The sequence below is a fragment of the Rapidithrix thailandica genome (assembly GCF_039710355.1).
GTDB lineage: Bacteria > Bacteroidota > Bacteroidia > Cytophagales > Flammeovirgaceae > Rapidithrix > Rapidithrix thailandica.
The window spans coordinates 126,645-142,973 of the sequence record NZ_JBDKWZ010000020.1 but is presented as its reverse complement, the minus strand read 5'-3'; the positions used below and the strand labels follow the sequence as shown (position 1 = coordinate 142,973).

The following is a 16,329-nucleotide window of genomic DNA, read 5'->3' as shown; positions in this document are numbered from 1 at the left end:
GCTCACTATGGTAATTCTCCATAAATGCTGTAATGCTATCCATATCAGTCTGGTTTTTTTAGACTAATATCAATCAACTGACCGTATCTTATTTACGGGGTGGCAGCTTTACGGATAATCATTAAAAAATAAAAGAAACACATCCTCAATTGCTTTTTATAGTCATGACAGCACGTTATAGTAAGTGGCGCATATTCTGAAGGGAAGCCCACTGGAAATTGGCAACACTACGACTTTAGCAGAAACTTGATATTAAAGGTGAATAGATCCCCAAATGTCATGGTAAAAAGGCATTATCATGATGGGAAAATCATACTTAAAGAAACATATAGGCATGATTCACTTATTGAAGAAGTTAACTTTTTGAAACCTTTAAAAAATTATACTGACAGCTTGTTCATCGGTAAGAACATGAATGACGAGTATTGTTCAAACTGCCATTCATTTTATGAGAAAATGGTATCCAAACCATTTATTGATTTAATAAATAAAAAAGATTGGGGTGTTAGATTTAGTGATTACCATAATCAAATCAATAAAAAGCAATTACCTGTTTTGACAAAGGAAGAAATTGGCTTAATAAGGTTCTTTATAGACGAATCATTGGCATCCGGCGATGATTAATCGTCCTCCGACTAAAAAGTGTAAAAGTATATAAGGTTGACTTTTTCTTTATATGCAATGAAAGGGTTTGAATTGGTCCTAAAAGAGGGCATAAAAGCTATTGGGACGATATTAAAACAAATGAGTGCATTTGGTATAAAAGTAGAGATATTCACAATATTGATTATGAAACTAATAATAATATTACTTGTAAATTTAGTAGTATATATAGGCTTAAGTTTTTTAAGTGTAATTATAGCTTTCTTATATGGAATTGGAGCTAGTACAGCCAGCCAAAAGTATGTTTTATATATAAATATCCCTGGAATACTATTACAAATAGTAATAAATTTTACCTTATTTAAGTACAAAATAATTACAGGACCACGAGATCTATCATTTAGTATTATACTTATAATTATCTTATATTTTTTAGGGTTTTTGGGCTATTTACCATTTTAGAGTCATTTTCTGATGAATTAAAACGTACAACTAACTCTATGTTATCAGACATCAAGGTTACTTGTGCGAATGCTTAACTTTGAAGAAATTCAGTAGGGGTTTTTTGTTAAAATCAGCATCATCATAAAAAACTAATATTAATCAAACAGTTTAACAAAAACCTTGAAACGTCTCAATTAGCTGATTTATAGGGTTTGTTAGGATATGTACCTATTTGGCAAAGGAATTTACCCCATATAACTTCAGTTCTCGAAGGCTCATCTCAACTACTACAACCTCAACCTGGCGGGCATTGAGAAACAGGAGACTCCGAAATATAAGTTTCAGACTACGCGCCCCCGGTACGGTAAGGAATAAAAGGAGATGTATTTATGTTAGTGGATATTGCTTTTCTTATGCTTAAAATTTGCTATAAATTACAAAAACCTGTTTCCGGTTTCAACCGGAAACAGGTCAATGTTTACTAGTTGTAGTAAGCTTGGTTATTGTTTTATCAACTGCACGCTTAAGGCCAGGCGGATTTGATCGCTTACTACGATGGATCCGGCTTCGGTCACGGCATTCCAACTTAAGTTAAAGTCTTTCCGGTTGATTTTTCCGCTAAGTTCAAACCCTGCTTTGGTTTGATTATAGGGATCTACCACTACTCCGTTAAAGTCCACATCTAAGGTCACTTGCCGGGTGATATCTCTGATGGTTAAGTCTCCGGTTAACTTATAATCCTCACCGTTTTTTTCGAAAGAAGTAGACTTAAAGGTCAATTCGGGATAAGCCTCTGCATTGAAGAAATCATCCGATTTCAGGTGCTCGTCTCTTTGGCTGTTTTTAGTATTGATACTTCCTGTCTCTGCTTTAAACTGGATGTTCGCTCCTTCAAAATTATCTTGTTCGGTTTCCACTGCTCCGGTGAATTGGTCGAACGCTCCGGTGACCGTAGAAACCATCATATGTTTTACTTTGAAAAAAATTTCCGAATGTGCAGGGTCAATGATCCAAGTTGATTTTTCCATAATTGTAAATGATTATAATTTTTGAAAATAAATGAATGGCAAAATTTTAACTGATTTAATGCATGGGGACTTCCATTAATAATACCCGGGCTTTGCTTTGGGCTTTTACTTCCAGGTTCTCAATGTCCCAAAGGCCGTATCCGTCCCGGGGGTTGAGTGTTTGTTCTCCGATGCTTACATCCCCTTCCAGTACAAATGCATATACTCCGTTTTGGCTTGGGGCTTTTAGAGAATAGGTAGCATTCCGTCCTGCTTCAAGGTCCCCTATATGAAACCAAGCATTCTGATGAATCCACACTCCTTGGTCATCCGGAGTAGGGGAGAGTACTTGGTAAAACTGATTGTCTGTTTTCAAATCAGAAATGGGGATCTGATCGTACCTCGGGGTAACATTTCGTTGGTTGGGGAAAACCCATATTTGCAGGAATTTTACTTCCTTATCTGCATTTTTGTTGTATTCGCTGTGGAAGATTCCCGTTCCGGCTGACATCACCTGAATGTCTCCTTCTTTGATCACGGTGGTATTGCCCATGCTGTCTTTGTGTTCCAAATCACCGGAGAGTGGAATGGAAATAATTTCCATATTGTCATGCGGGTGACGGCCAAATCCTCTTCCTCCGGCAACACGATCATCGTTCAGTACGCGCAAGGTGCCAAATCCCATCCGGTCGGCATTATAGTAATTGGCAAAGCTGAAGCTATGGTGGGATCTCAACCATCCGTGATTGGCAAATCCACGGGTATCGGCTTTATGTAATACGGTGTTCATTGTTGTTTTCTCCTGATTAGGTAAATGATTGTGACCAATAATTTCTTTCCTGGAACCGGTAGTGCCTGTCGAACTTCCTTTTAACAGAGAAGGAGCAAGGGTGGCTGCCAGGCTGCTGAAAAAGGATTTCTTTAAAAATTTCTTTCGATCCATGAGGTTGATTAATTATTGTTTATACAAATATCGGTTAAACAAATGTTTGTAGGAATATGAATTATCGAGAAGAGCTTATGAAAATCCGGCATTTGTAAATAGGAAGCCGTTTTTCAACAAGGTTCAAGGGTAGAACTACTGTTGAAATATCTGAGAAGCAGTGTTGGCAGTAGAGGTTAAAATGAGTAGAGAAAAGCTAAGGGAGGTTCATGGGTTTTTGCGGAATTGGGTGGGAGATACCCCTGCATTTTTTTTGAAAAACGCACTGAAGTTAGCCGGCTCCGAAAAACCTAACTGATAAGCGATCTCTTTGGTGGTGGCATCGGAAAAGTACAGTAAACGCTTGGCTGATACCATAATCCTGGATTGAAGGTATTCTTTGATCGTTTTTCCGGTCAGTCCTTTGATCGTCCGGTTGAGGTGGTCTGCCGTAATGTTCAAGGCATCGGCATACTGGCTTGCAGAATGCCAATACGAATGGTGTTGCTCTACCAGGCTTTTGAATTTTTTGAGAAGGACTTTGCCTGACTCCCATTGTTGAGCATCTTGCATGGGGAGGGTGCACAAATTATTACAAGTGATCAAAAATAATTCTAACAAGGCCCCGATAGCCCTCTCTTTAAACTTGTTATCCGAATGAAAATAAGATTCAATATCCGAACAATAGTGTAAGAGTTTGGAAAATTGTGCGGAGGTTCCTGTCAATGGAGGGTTGTAGTTATAATCATGAAACAAGTTTAGATCTTCAATAAAGGAAAAAGGGATGTTATTTTCCACGAGAAAGTCTGTTGAAAAGACCATGGAATATCCCTGGGATGGTTCGTTTTCGATGACTTGGTGTACCTGTCCGGGGCTGATGAAAAAAACTTGTTGCCCAGTGAGGTCATATGCTCTGAAATCAATATTATGAGTTCCTTTGGCATTTTCTACCAATAAGATCGTGTAAAAGTCATGCCGGTGTGGATGGTCTGGCTGGCCATGTAGCTTATGATAGGTCTCTTCCATTTTGGAAATACCAAAGCTCTTTGAAGGATGCTCTCTGTTTACCTGTTTGTATATTTTTATGGTTTCCATCCTGAATTTTATTCGACAATCTTTCAATACTACAAAAAATACACGATTCCCAGAAGAGTCTTATGGATTTTCATTGTGGCGAATGAGAGTAAGAAACGGACGCTTCTATGAGTTGTATTCCCGGTTTCCAGGGATCGTTGCAAATCACATCTAAGGGGGAAGGATAAAATGAAAGACTTTTTCATTTTTGTTTGCCAGGGCGAAAGCATTTACGGAGTTGGAGCCATCAGTTTGATAAAAGAATTTGAAGGGCGTTGCCTGATAATTTACTGCTTTTAAAATCGATACTTTTAGAAAGTAATCCGGTTCAGGGTATAGAGCCAACGTTTAAGTTTAGGGAGGTATCGGAATATTGTGAATCTTTGAAAAAAATGAGGCTGAGGAAGTGGGATGACCTGCTAAACAACAGTCCTTCTGTTAAATGATATTTTTGTAAATGATAGCAAGTGTATTAGAAGTGATCGAGGACAATCTCCGGAGGAAAGATCCTCATTTGGATTTGAGCGACTATGGATTGGACGGTACCGAAGTTGAGCTTTTTCACCCGGAGCATTCTTTTTTAAAAAAACTGACACATTTGGAGTCTTTGAGTTTGGCCTTGAACCAACTGCAAGAGTTTACGCTACCGTGGAGTCTCCCGTTTCTACAAACATTGGATTTAAGTGGAAATCAACTCAGAGATGTTTCTTTGCCAGAAAGTTTGCCCGAATTACATACACTCAATGCGCGTGATAACCTGTTGCAGGAAATTACATTGCCAAAGCATATGCCTCAACTAGGTTATTTGGATCTGGCTTTCAATCAATTGCATTCACTTATGCTTTTAGGAGTTTTTCCGGAATTATATCATCTTGATTTGCAGGAAAACGAGCTTCAGACCATTGTCTTACCCAAGGATTTGCCACAGTTGCAACAAGTATTTTTGAGTGTTAATCAACTCGAAGAAATCAGTTTGCCAAAAGTGCTTCCGGAATTGGAATACTTGGACATACGCGATAATCAATTGCGAGGGCGGTTGATAATGCATGATTCGCCCCGGTTGAAATCTTTGGTGTTGTCAAGTAACAAACTTCAAGAAATTTCCCTTTCGGGAAAAATGCCTCAACTACAATACCTGGACATCAGCGCTAACCAGTTGCATACATTTTCCACTCCGGAAAGCTTGCCTTGTTTACGTCATTTGAACGTAAGTACGAATCAGCTAAAGGATATTTGTCTGCCGGAAGCGTTACCTCATTTGCAAAAACTGAACATAAAAGAAAACCAACTTCGGAGTACTTCTTTTTTGAAAGGTTTGCCCCGGTTACAGAACCTGGATTTGAGCAGGAATCAACTGTGCGAAGTCCTCATCCCGGAAAAGCAAGCCCATTTGACGGTGTTAAATTTGGGGAGCAACCAACTTTGCGAGATTTCCTTCTTGAAAGGTTTGTCACAATTGAAATTTTTGAGCTTAAGTAATAATCAATTGCAAGTAATAGCCTTTCCGGAAGAGCTCCCCCAGTTAACGTATTTGAGTTTGAGTGAAAATCAACTTACGGAGTTTGGTTTGGCATTGTTAGAGATGCTACCTGCATTAGATCAACTTTGGTTGGGTGGAAATCCGGTTCGGAATATAGAGCAAAAGCTTTTGAAAGAAACACAGGATGTCTCAAAACTCCGTCAGTATTTGAAATCGCTTCAATAAAAAAGTGCATTAAAGACCCAATAGAAACCATGAGTGAGCTTGCCCAACAATTGATTATAGAAAACCTTCGTACAAAAAGCCCTTATTTGGATTTGGGCCGCTGTGGATTGGACGGTACCGAAAAGGAACTGTTTCAACTCTTGGAGGGTGCCGGACATCTGGAAACTCTTATTTTTTCGAATGAATGGCTTGAGTTTGATGAGGATATAAATGGTATAGAAAAAGAAAGTAAAAATCCGGGGAAAAACAATCAATTCATCCAATTGCCTGCTTTTCTTCCTCCAGGGCTTCAAAAGTTGGTGTTGGCAGGAACACTAAGGCTTCCTTGGGAAATTCAACATTGTGATGGTTTGGTGCGTTTCACCCGGCTTCGGTATCTGGATCTTTGTTGTAATCAACTGTTAGATGCTTCCTTCTTAACAAGTTTAAAAAAGTTGGAGTTTTTGAACCTGTCAGAAAATCAAATCGGGGAAATTGCCTTTCCGGAAGAATTGCCTCACTTGCAAAAAGTGTATTTGCAAAACAATCAATTGCAGACATTATCCCTTCCCGGAAGGTTGCCGGAGTTATGTTATTTGGATGTAAGTTGGAACCAGTTGCAGTCCGTTGCACTTTCAAAATACCTGCCTAAGTTAGAGCGGTTCACGCTACGTTATAACCCATTACAAGCAATTGAATTTCCGGAAGTGTTGCCCAAACTAGAGCAGTTGCAACTGAATTATAACCAATTACGAGAGCTTCGTTTTCCGGAAACTTTACCCCGGTTGCAAGAGTTGGATCTAAGTGGAAATAAGCTTCAATCGCTTTCTTTTTTAACAGGCATGCCCCGGTTACATACATTGGATTTGGTGTACTGCCAATTGCAATCTGTTTGCTTTCCGGAAGCGTTGCCCAATTTGGAGAATCTGGATATAAGCAATAACCAACTTCAGAGGTTTGATTTTCAGGAAGAGATTTCCCAGGTACAAAAGCTGGATATAAGCATGAATAAACTCCGGGAACTTCACTTTCCGGAAGAAATGCCCTGTTTGCGAAGCCTGGATGTAAACAATAATCAGCTTCGGAAATTTCCGGTTTTCTCAACCTTGCCTTGCTTAGAGCTATTATGTTTATTTGAAAATCAACTGGAAGAAGTTGTTCTGCCGGCTAAAATGCCCCGGTTGCAAGAGTTGTTTCTGTGTGAAAACCAACTACAGGTGTTCGCATTACCGGCTGGTCTGCCTTGTTTACAAACCTTGGATGTGAGTAATAACCGGCTTCAGTGTATTTCCTTTCCTCAAAAACTGCCTGTGTTAGGTTCTGTATCCTTGGAAGGAAACCTGTTGAAGGAAATTAGGCTTCCTGAAAGTTTGCCTGAATTGCAAAAATTAAACATCGCTTCTAATCAATTACAACAATTCTCTTTTCCTGAAAAATTATTGCATTTAGAAGCGGTGAACATAAGTGGGAATTTGTTGCAAAGACTATTCTTTCCGGAGTATTTACCTCATTTGCGAGAGTTGGATTTGAGTAATAACCAACTCCGGGAAATCCGTTTGCCGGAAGCACTTCCTCGTTTGCAAAAATTGTCCGTAAAAGACAATCAGCTCCGGAATACTTCTTTTATACAAGGTTTTCCCCTATTACATGATCTGAATTTGAGTGGGAATCAGTTGAGTGGGATTGCCTTTCCGGAAAAGTTATCTCAGCTATTGTTTTTGGATGTAAGTGACAATCAGCTCCGGGAAGTTTCTTTCTTAAAAGGCTTGTTGGAGTTGAGGTTTCTTTTTTTAAGAAATAATCCATTACAATCGCTTGTTATTCCTGAAAAACTGCCTCATGTAACGGTATTGGATCTGAAAAATAACCAATTGCAAGAACTTACTTTTTTAGATAATTTGCCTGCGTTGCTATCCTTGTATTTGGAGGGCAATCCACTTCCGGAGAAGACGCTGGATTTGTTAGAAGAAGCTGAGAGTATTGCACAGTTTCGGGAGTCTTTGAAAGAGCAAGAAAAGTAGTAATACAAGGTTTCATCATTTGAAATGCCGGTGGCTGTTTTTGTATTGAAAAAGAACGTTTCTTTGCATAGAATTTTCCAACGGGATACCCAATGTTCCACCTATTGTATAGCTAACAAGATCACTCCAAAGAAAGCCCTGTCCTAATACCAAGCTACCCAAGCGGGTATTTCTTATTTGATTGAGCCAATCTGCTTGAATGAGCTGGCTGATTTCGATCAGAAAGCAAGCGCCAATACTCAAACAGGCAATTCTTAAAGGGTTCATTTTGGGGAAGAGGAACCCAATGATCCAGAAGATCATCAAGGCATATAAAATATCGCCTAAGTAGGGATAGATGATCTCCGGGATAAACTCCGTTCTGGAAAACAAACCTGCTCCGATCGTTAAGACAGTGAGTAGAGCATAGCGGATCCGCCTTCTCTTGGGTTGAATCATTTGGCCGGTCATTGTTTGCGTTTTTTTACTTTTCAACAACAGGTTCCTTTACTGTTGACTTGGCCAACATGATATAGCTGAAATCCAAGGTGGCTATTTTGTAAGAGGTATTCAGTTCGGGGAGTGAAGAATCGAATACCACCGTACGTTTGTCCGGGAATTGCCACTTCCCGGTGACCGACAGGGTGTCATTTCCCCGGTTAGACCCGGCGTCTGTTACTCTGTGATCGTAATGCAGTATTTTTTGAATTTCCAAACTGCCTTGCGTTTGAAAGTGCAGGAGGTAGTGTCTGCTGAGGATACCTTCCGGAAGCTTGCCGGAGTGGTAATACTGGTCTCTGTGGATGCTGTGAAGTTGGTAAAATTCTCCGCATCTATGGGTTTTGCAGGTTTCGAAAAAATCCTTCTTGATTAAATATAGCGTATCCAATTGTTTGTTGGCGCTCATTTCCCACGTGTCACTGAGAAGTTTCGGAATGTCAAAATGTTGGTTGGTTTTATTTAAGACAATGGTGTCCATAGGGTATTGGGTTCCTTTGGGAGCCCCTCCTCCATATCTGTCGAAAAACTTAATGCGTTCACTTATATATCCTTCTTTTTCGATGTCCTCCGAAACGAATATGGGGGGAGCTTCCATTTGAAAGATTTCCGTAAGGAAAAATTTATTGTATCTCTGTTCGGGTAAGCAAAATTCCCCCTTGGCATTTGTCTTTACTTCCCCAACAGTACAGTTGGCAATGGGCTTTTTTTGATAATCAACAATCACTCCGGTGATTTCAGGCCTGGCCAACCTTGAAATACACGAGCTTACAAGTAGTAGTAAGATGGCCCAATAGAAAAGGCGCTTGTGAGGACAATACAGTTTGAAGATCTGACGCATTCCGCTAATGTTTGGTGGTTGAAAGTAATGTGGATGTATATTTGAAAAATACCTTCTTTTCCTTAAAATTAGCGATAGAGAGCATGAAATCTTCTTGTGATACGATTTTTTATATGGGTTTTATAAAATTTTCTCTTGTCGGAAGTTATTCCGGCAAGAGAAAAAATTAAATAAGGATTCCAAATGCCTGCTCGTCCGGTGGTTTATGATTGACGGATGCCCACCCGGTAGTGCCCTCCCTTATTGGCAGTTTCGAAGGCTTTATCCAATTGTGACAGGGGAAAGTCCTGACTCACTAATTCATGAAAAGGATATTTGTGCTTGGCAGCACTTAAAAAACGAATCGCATAAGCCAAATCCTCCGGAATATAATTGTGAAGACCTTTGAGGGTAATCAGGTTGCGGACAATTTTTTCCGCATTGATAGCAAGATCCCGTTGACTATACACAGCTCCCACCCATACATGAATGCTCCCTATATTGCCGAGTGCTATGGCATTTTCTATGGCGCTGGGCACACCGCTGGTCTCAATCACGACATCGATACCATCGGTTGGGCTTAGTTCTTGATTCAATGATTCAACTGTTTCGTTGGCATCCAATACACCCGAAGCGCCAAACGCTCTTGCCTTGGCAAGCCTTGCTTGATCAATGTCCATGGCCCATACGTGTTTGGCCCCGGCTTCTTTAGCCATTGCACAAGCTGACAAGCCCAACATACCGGCTCCGATAATTAGTACATTTTTGTCCGTAATATCTCCCGTCATTCTTAAGGCACCTGCAATGGTGGCATGGGTGCAGTTGAGGGGAGTTGCTTCTTCCGGGCTCAAGTTTTCAGGCAGCTTGAAAATGCTCGAGCCTTGCTTCAAATGGCAATGTGTGGCAAAACCACCGCTGAGGTTTTGCTTGTTGACCAGCTTTTCATGACCGTATTTATACAAACTTTCGGATTTTTGGGGAATACCCTTCTTGGCCATCTTGCAAGCAGGATCATAGGCATATACCGCCCAGGTGACCCGGTCGCCAATATTTAACGCATGACCATGAAAATCTTTACCATCCTTCAAGTCGATGACTTCACCAATGATTTCATGACCCAGGATACTGGGAGAGTGTGAACAGCGCCTTCCGGTAAAGGTGTGCAGATCACTTGTGCAAATGGTGGTATATTTGATTTTGACCAGGACCTCTCCGGTTTGTAGTTCGGGCAGATTGATTTCGTAGGGGATAAAAGGGGTTTGGGCTTGCCGGAAAACCATAGCCTTTGCTTTCGAATGATCCATCTTATTGAATTTGGGTTATGAAATACATCACTAACAATACCGCGTCCGTATCGAGCCTATTATGGGGTACGTGAGCTAACCGGCCGTCAAAAAACAGAGAGTCACCTTCTCTTAACTCGAAGGTATTTTCTCCTAATTCGAATTGAATCTCTCCTTTGATCAGAAAGATAAACTCATACCCCTCCGTACTTACTTTTTCCCGTTGGGCCCCTTTGTTGAGGGTAAGCATAGAAACTTCAATGGAAAAATGGTTGACTGTATGCGCAAAAACCACTTCGTAATTGAAGCCTTCGGATTCTTCTTTGTGAATCGCTTGGTATTCGTTGCGCTTTTTGAAAATATACCCGGGAAACTTGTTGTTGACTTGTAAGTCGTTAAAAAACTCGTTCAGGTCTACTTCCAGTACGTTGAGGATTTGAAGCAATGAAGGGAAAGTTGGAAAAACCCGGCCGTTTTCAATTTTGGAAAGCATGGCAATGCTGATGTCCGACTTCTCGGAAAACTCACTCAGGTTCCAGCCTTTTGCTTTGCGAAGTTCTCGCAATTTTGCCCCGATCCAGATAATTAAATAATCATTTACATCCATAAATTGTACGTGTTTGCGATGTGTACAAAGGTAAATTCATTTTCCTGTAAAGAAAATTATATTTTCAAAGTTTACTTTTGGTTAATATTTAATTGTTGTTTTTATTAATTTTTGTATGATTGTAATGATAATTAAAAGTTTTTTATTTTCTTAATATGAAAATTAAGGAGTTTCTTTTCCTGCTTTGAAATTTGGGTGGGATGCTTTTTAGTAATGGGGTATATTTAACAAACGGATCAATATGAATGTAAAAATTACTTATTATGCTTTCTTCATTATTACACTCAGCGGGTTCTTTACAAAGGCTTCTGCTCAAGGAGCCAACTCCACTCAGTTTAAAAGTAAGTTTTCAGTAGCAGAGCTTCAAAATGCACCCGTGAAATTGGTTCCCTATCCACAGTCTGTCGATTGGCATAAGGGAACAGTATTGGTCAAAAGTATCCGGGTGGCTTCCGGTAATGCCCTAAGCCGACTGATCACAGATGAATTGTATCAAGTGAGCAATGAAGCCGGAATAGAATTAAATCCGGAAGCTGATTATTTTATCCGGTTTCAAAAGAAAGAAATGGCTTCTGAAGAAGGGTATGAATTGAACGTCTCCGACAAAGGGATTCAAGTAAAGGCCTCTACGGATACCGGGTTTTATTACGGCTTGCAAACCTTGAGGCAATTGCTCAGAACAGGGGATCAAGGCAGTACAATCTCCCTTTGTGAGATAGTGGACGCACCTGCACATGTCATCAGAGGATACATGATCGATGTGGGGCGTAATTACCAAAGCATGTCTTCGCTGAAGGCACAATTGGACCTGATGGCCAGATATAAACTGAATGTGTTTCACTGGCACCTGACCGACAGGCCTGCTTGGAGAATAGAAAGTAAGAAATATCCTCAGCTCACTGCTGCTGAAAATCACCGGGCTACACGCAATCCTGGCAAATTTTACAGCTATGATGAAATTAGAGAGCTGATGGCTTATGCCCGTAAACGTATGATTACGGTGATTCCCGAAATCGATATGCCGGGCCACAGCGACTCCTTTACCAAAGCAATGGGTTTCAAAATGGAATCTCCGGAAGGAATGCATGCTTTGGAGGAAATTTTAAAAGAGTTTTTTCGCGAAATCCCCAAAGAGTTGGCGCCTATCATTCATATAGGCTCGGATGAAGTCCATATTCCCAACCCGGAAGAATTTATCTCCAAAATGACTCATATTGTTGAAGGTCATGACCGTGAAGTAGTCATCTGGAATCCGGGGCTGGAAGCCAAATCCAGCGTAATCAGACAAGTATGGGGATCGGCCAAACCTTCTTCTACGCGAACAGGTGTCCGGGAAATCGACTCCCGAAACAGCTATATCAACGGAGGAGAGCCGATGACTTTTATCAATACCCTGTTTTTTAAGCCCATTGGTTCGGAACAGGGGAACGAAGTATTGGGAGGGATTTTATGCCTTTGGCCGGATGTCAATTTAATTAAGGAAGAAGATGCCTTTTTGCAAAATCCGGTGTACCCGGCTTTACTTACCTATGCCTGGAGTACTTGGACGGCAGATGTACGTTCCGCTTCTCAAACCTATTGGATGGCTTTACCACCAAAAGAAAGCGAAGCAGCTCGCTATTTTGCAGCATTTGAGACGTACTTAGTGGCTCATAAACAGCGGTATTTTTCGAACAAACCGTTTCAATATTTAGGACAAAGCGATAAGGAGTGGCAATTGATCGGGCCTTTTGATGGAGATGAAGGGGATGACTTTGTCCGGAAAATCAAACCTGAATATACTTATCAAGGCCAGTTGTTTCAATGGAAACAAGCCCGGGGAAACACCTTGGCAATCAAAGACCGCTATAAACTGGGAGGATACTACCCGGAAGCGAAAGCGGGTCAAACCGTTTATGCTTTGACCTACATACATAGCGATCAAAACAAGGACATTGAAGTATGGCTGAATTTTGAAACGCCTCTGAGGGCCAACCGGATTTATACGGGCATTGCTCACAACGGGGAATGGGACATCAATGGGGGAGAGGTTTGGGTGAACGATAAAAAGTTAGAAGGGCCCGTTTGGAATAATCCGGGCTGGAAAACCCAAAAACAAGAAGGTTGGGGAATACCCGGAGATCAGGAAATCCCTTGGGCCAAAGAGGAACTGTATTGGACAAGGAAGCCTGCGAAAATTGCTTTGAAAAAAGACTGGAACAAGGTTTTTGTGAAAATCCCGGCTTCCACCGGGTACCAAAATTGGATGTTTACATTCGCGCCTTTGGATATGAAAGGGTTGCGGTTTTCCGTGAAACCGGCTCAGAAGTAAGTGCATTGATTCTTTCCCTTTACCCGAAACACAGAAAGGCTTTTGTAGTTATCCCAACAAAAGCCTTTCTGTGTTGATTGGGCCTGTTCGATTCAGTGGCCTAGTCTAATTCCGAAAGTTGTTCTTTTAAAGAATGGTATTTGGATTCTTCCACCCAGGCGGAAGTATTTTCCCGGGAGCATTTGAATTCTGCCCAGCCGTCTGTATTGGTCGTAACGACCTCTGCTCTTGTATCCGTAAAATCACGGTAACTGGTGAAGGGTTTGCCTGTCTTGAGCCATTTGGAGCCCTCTACGGTACCATTCGTCATGACCACAGCCATACTATTGTCGTAGGGGGAGTTGCCGGTAAAGGACCAGCCTACTGTGTGATAATGATCAAAGCGGTCAAACCTCTCTCCATAGGTGCAGTGGGTTCTGAGGAGCATATACCTTTTGAGCATATCCTTATGCCGGATGGTATCCACATTCGAAACCACCGGATAGCCCTCGTCACGCAGAAGTATTAAAGCATAGGCTTGAGAGATAAACCAATCGCCTATGTATTCGCCCCTGGGGTCTTGATCGTGAATAGGAGGCATGTCATCGTGTGAGTGTACAAAAGTGACCGCTAGTACGGGTTGTTCTTTTACTAAAGTATTTTGAAAGATAGAACCCATATCAAAGTGGTCCCGGACGATAGAAGCATGGACCATTTTTCTTTGAAGAGGAAAATCGTACAAGGAAAATATGCCGGAAGTATTGGCTATATAGTTGTGAAGTTCATGTATCCTTGAGTCGCTGAATTCTCCTAAGCCGAACAGGTTTCTGTTCGCATGCGTTTGCATTGAATGGTGAAAGGTTTTGGTTCCTTTGGGCCGGATATGTTTTACGGCATCGTACCGGTAGCCATCCGTATGGATTTCATCCAGGTTTTTTTTGCCGTGAAACTTTAATTTTTCAATTAAATCAATATTATCAAAATCCAAGTCCGAACCTAATAGGGGGTCCTGAGCGGCTTCCCGGTCAAAAGTTTTTCCGGTGATGGCATAGCAGTTGCCATATTCGTCATGCACCGCATCAAAATGATCATGGTCCAGACCTAATGCAGGAAAAAGTGTGTGAATATTCCTTTGGTGCCACTGGGCACCGGGAAAAGCGGGTTCGTTTTTATTGTTTTGTTTTACGTGCAAGCACCAAATCCCTTCCTCTTGTTCTCCGCCAATCAGATGGTTGTGGACGATGTCGTGATACACCTGGATATTTTGTTCTTGCAATGCCTTGCAAGCCTGGACAAGGTCCTCCTTATCGCCATATTTTGTGTCGTCAAATTCGCTCCAATGGGAGATGGAATAACCCACTCCTTTTTCACCATTAAAGGTCCAAGCCATAGAGGCCGGAGGAAGCCAAACGGCCGTATAGCCTTGTGCTTTTATGTTAGCAGCATCGCGTTTGATTCGCTCCCACAGTCGTAAGCCCTCAGAGTCTGTTTCTGGCGTATGCCAATTCCACGGTTGAAGTATTGTCCCTCTCATTAGAATAATTTATTAAGGTTAAAATTTATGACACTTATGCAACTTTGAGAAGTTTTATGGCTGATAGACCTTGCCTTATCTTTTGAATGTATAGTACCCGTGTGTCTGTTTTAAATCTACTGATAACTAGGGAGATAATCCAGTGTGAAATTGATTTTTTTTAGATGAATTGAGGGTGAAAAGTTCTATGGAAAAGAGAGGCGCTTCAAGGAGGGGTGGCATTGAATTAGGGCCGGCACCTTCGGTCAGAGAGCTGCCGGCCTCATTTCTGAAATGTTGGTTTATGGATTATATATCTGAATTCTATCTTGGTCTTCAGAGGTGAAATCAGGGTCTACATATATATGCATCCGTTTGATCAAATCCCCTTCGAATTCAAACACACTACAAAACAAACCTTGGGAAATATTTCCATCCGGCCAGGCTTTATCATCGTGAGTGACTCCGTTTTCTTTCCCTTCCACTACAACGGAGTCTCCGGAAATGATGTAGTGAAAGTTTTCAATGTCATGTTGAATACTTTTCAAAAAACGGCCAATGTTTTTGCCAAAACGTTTTATGGCATTTTTGCCACAGGCCAGACCGAATTTCGGAAAAAAGAATTGGACATCTTCTGTAAACAAATCGTAGTACGTAAGATCGCCCTTGTCTACTTTTTTGAAATAAGAAATGACTGATTCTTTGCGATGGTTCTGTTGGTGCTCTGTTTTCATTGTTATGGTATAAATATTTGTTTTTTAATGGGGCAACTGTATGGAAAAGCCCGGCAAAGGTATTGAATTTTGAAATGATGATTTACTTGCCGGAAAGTTATGCTGAATACAGAAGGAAAGTCGGGGGTATCCGGTTTTTTGATTGCTTGGGTAAATTATTGTTTTTCAGTTAGTTGGTGAGTGGTATTTCGGAGGGTTTCTCAAAAAAATATCAGCGTGTTTTACCCCTTGAAATTACCCGTTTTTTGCAGGTCTAAAACCGGAAAAATCCTAAATTCTTTGGGTAATTATTTTCGATAATAAGAATCCTTCTTTAGTTTTGCACCCGGTTATTGCTTAAATGATTAACTCTTCGAAGATAGTTTTTCATCAAAAAAGCAGACTACCTTCAACCGTTCAAACAACATAAATTCTTCTGGGGAAAAGTTCCCCTGGCAAGCCATTTTGCTTCATAAAACCTTTATTTTGAAGCTAATTTAAAGGTTCTGATCTTATCATGATTTATAAAATTGTTGATTTTACGTATTGTCCCGTTTTACATCTGCAAAACTTCGAACACGTCTGAGTTTTGTAACTGAGGCATTTTTTGCTGTTGTAAAAAATCAATGAAGAAGCTCTTCTCTTTAGGGGGAAAGTCATCGGGCTTTTTGCAGGGTAACCTGTGTTATTTTGTGAAAAACCGGACGGTTTTCTAAGGGCTCTTTATGGCTTTTCATCAGACAGCACCTCATCGTAACACTTCAAAAGTGAGGTTTGATCCGAGTATCAAAACCTCAATACAAGCACATGCAATACAAGATATTACTCTAATAGACCGTATATTCCAGGTCAATCGAGAGTGGGTTCAGAA

Annotated in this window: 13 protein-coding genes; 4 read left to right on the top strand and 9 right to left on the bottom strand. The window is 40.9% G+C overall.

Going from position 1 to position 16,329, the window contains the following annotated elements:
* The first annotated feature begins 279 nt into the window (after positions 1-279).
* Positions 280-624 carry a hypothetical protein gene (locus tag AAG747_RS25240; protein WP_346824030.1) on the top strand — a complete coding sequence of 115 codons (345 nt, stop codon included), beginning with the start codon at positions 280-282 and terminating at the stop codon, positions 622-624.
* A gap of 923 nt (positions 625-1,547) precedes the next feature.
* Here the strand turns inward: AAG747_RS25240 and AAG747_RS25235 are convergent.
* The 3 genes from AAG747_RS25235 to AAG747_RS25225 form a co-directional block, all read right to left on the bottom strand.
* Entirely contained in the window at positions 1,548-2,075 is a 528-nt protein-coding gene (locus AAG747_RS25235) for a YceI family protein (protein ID WP_346824029.1), read from the bottom strand.
* Between the two features lie 55 nt (positions 2,076-2,130).
* Positions 2,131-2,997: a pirin family protein gene (locus tag AAG747_RS25230; RefSeq protein WP_346824028.1), complete on the bottom strand. Its 867-nt coding sequence runs from the start codon at positions 2,995-2,997 to the stop codon at positions 2,131-2,133.
* A gap of 207 nt (positions 2,998-3,204) precedes the next feature.
* The gene (locus AAG747_RS25225; RefSeq protein WP_346824027.1) at positions 3,205-4,071 is read right to left on the bottom strand and encodes an AraC family transcriptional regulator; all 867 of its coding nucleotides are present in this window, start codon (positions 4,069-4,071) and stop codon (positions 3,205-3,207) included.
* Positions 4,072-4,507: 436 nt separating this feature from the next.
* On the opposite strand from AAG747_RS25225, the gene AAG747_RS25220 reads away from it, so the two are divergent.
* Entirely contained in the window at positions 4,508-5,755 is a 1,248-nt protein-coding gene (locus AAG747_RS25220; RefSeq protein ID WP_346824026.1) for a leucine-rich repeat domain-containing protein, read from the top strand.
* A 29-nt stretch (positions 5,756-5,784) separates the two neighbouring features.
* Positions 5,785-7,755: a leucine-rich repeat domain-containing protein gene (locus tag AAG747_RS25215; protein ID WP_346824025.1), complete on the top strand. Its 1,971-nt coding sequence runs from the start codon at positions 5,785-5,787 to the stop codon at positions 7,753-7,755.
* 15 nt (positions 7,756-7,770) lie between these two features.
* Here the strand turns inward: AAG747_RS25215 and AAG747_RS25210 are convergent, their stop codons facing one another.
* The 4 genes from AAG747_RS25210 to AAG747_RS25195 form a co-directional block, all read right to left on the bottom strand.
* A complete protein-coding gene (locus AAG747_RS25210) occupies positions 7,771-8,205 on the bottom strand; it encodes a ribosomal maturation YjgA family protein (RefSeq protein ID WP_346824024.1) in 435 nt (144 codons plus the stop codon).
* Positions 8,206-8,218: 13 nt separating this feature from the next.
* Positions 8,219-9,073, bottom strand: a complete 855-nt coding sequence (locus AAG747_RS25205) for a hypothetical protein (RefSeq protein ID WP_346824023.1) — start codon at positions 9,071-9,073, stop codon at positions 8,219-8,221.
* A 203-nt stretch (positions 9,074-9,276) separates the two neighbouring features.
* A complete protein-coding gene (locus tag AAG747_RS25200) occupies positions 9,277-10,356 on the bottom strand; it encodes a zinc-binding dehydrogenase (protein WP_346824022.1) in 1,080 nt (359 codons plus the stop codon).
* A 1-nt stretch (position 10,357) separates the two neighbouring features.
* Positions 10,358-10,942, bottom strand: a complete 585-nt coding sequence (locus tag AAG747_RS25195) for a helix-turn-helix domain-containing protein (RefSeq protein WP_346824021.1) — start codon at positions 10,940-10,942, stop codon at positions 10,358-10,360.
* Positions 10,943-11,183: 241 nt separating this feature from the next.
* On the opposite strand from AAG747_RS25195, the gene AAG747_RS25190 reads away from it, so the two are divergent.
* Complete coding sequence (locus tag AAG747_RS25190) at positions 11,184-13,253, top strand: family 20 glycosylhydrolase (protein WP_346824020.1); 2,070 nt, start codon at positions 11,184-11,186, stop codon at positions 13,251-13,253.
* A 100-nt stretch (positions 13,254-13,353) separates the two neighbouring features.
* Here AAG747_RS25190 and AAG747_RS25185 read toward each other — a convergent pair whose 3' ends face one another.
* Complete coding sequence (locus AAG747_RS25185; RefSeq protein WP_346824019.1) at positions 13,354-14,766, bottom strand: alpha-amylase family glycosyl hydrolase; 1,413 nt, start codon at positions 14,764-14,766, stop codon at positions 13,354-13,356.
* A 281-nt stretch (positions 14,767-15,047) separates the two neighbouring features.
* On the bottom strand, positions 15,048-15,479 hold the full coding sequence (locus AAG747_RS25180; protein WP_346824018.1) for a nuclear transport factor 2 family protein: 432 nt from the start codon (positions 15,477-15,479) through the stop codon (positions 15,048-15,050).
* Between the last annotated feature and the right edge of the window lie 850 nt (positions 15,480-16,329).

Coding starts and splice junctions, on each gene's coding strand:
- AAG747_RS25240 (WP_346824030.1), top strand. CDS start 280: ATGGTAAAAAGGCATTATCATGATGGGAAAATCATACTTAAAGAAACA.
- AAG747_RS25235 (WP_346824029.1), bottom strand. CDS start 2,075: ATGGAAAAATCAACTTGGATCATTGACCCTGCACATTCGGAAATTTTT.
- AAG747_RS25230 (WP_346824028.1), bottom strand. CDS start 2,997: ATGGATCGAAAGAAATTTTTAAAGAAATCCTTTTTCAGCAGCCTGGCA.
- AAG747_RS25225 (WP_346824027.1), bottom strand. CDS start 4,071: ATGGAAACCATAAAAATATACAAACAGGTAAACAGAGAGCATCCTTCA.
- AAG747_RS25220 (WP_346824026.1), top strand. CDS start 4,508: ATGATAGCAAGTGTATTAGAAGTGATCGAGGACAATCTCCGGAGGAAA.
- AAG747_RS25215 (WP_346824025.1), top strand. CDS start 5,785: ATGAGTGAGCTTGCCCAACAATTGATTATAGAAAACCTTCGTACAAAA.
- AAG747_RS25210 (WP_346824024.1), bottom strand. CDS start 8,205: ATGACCGGCCAAATGATTCAACCCAAGAGAAGGCGGATCCGCTATGCT.
- AAG747_RS25205 (WP_346824023.1), bottom strand. CDS start 9,073: ATGCGTCAGATCTTCAAACTGTATTGTCCTCACAAGCGCCTTTTCTAT.
- AAG747_RS25200 (WP_346824022.1), bottom strand. CDS start 10,356: ATGGATCATTCGAAAGCAAAGGCTATGGTTTTCCGGCAAGCCCAAACC.
- AAG747_RS25195 (WP_346824021.1), bottom strand. CDS start 10,942: ATGGATGTAAATGATTATTTAATTATCTGGATCGGGGCAAAATTGCGA.
- AAG747_RS25190 (WP_346824020.1), top strand. CDS start 11,184: ATGAATGTAAAAATTACTTATTATGCTTTCTTCATTATTACACTCAGC.
- AAG747_RS25185 (WP_346824019.1), bottom strand. CDS start 14,766: ATGAGAGGGACAATACTTCAACCGTGGAATTGGCATACGCCAGAAACA.
- AAG747_RS25180 (WP_346824018.1), bottom strand. CDS start 15,479: ATGAAAACAGAGCACCAACAGAACCATCGCAAAGAATCAGTCATTTCT.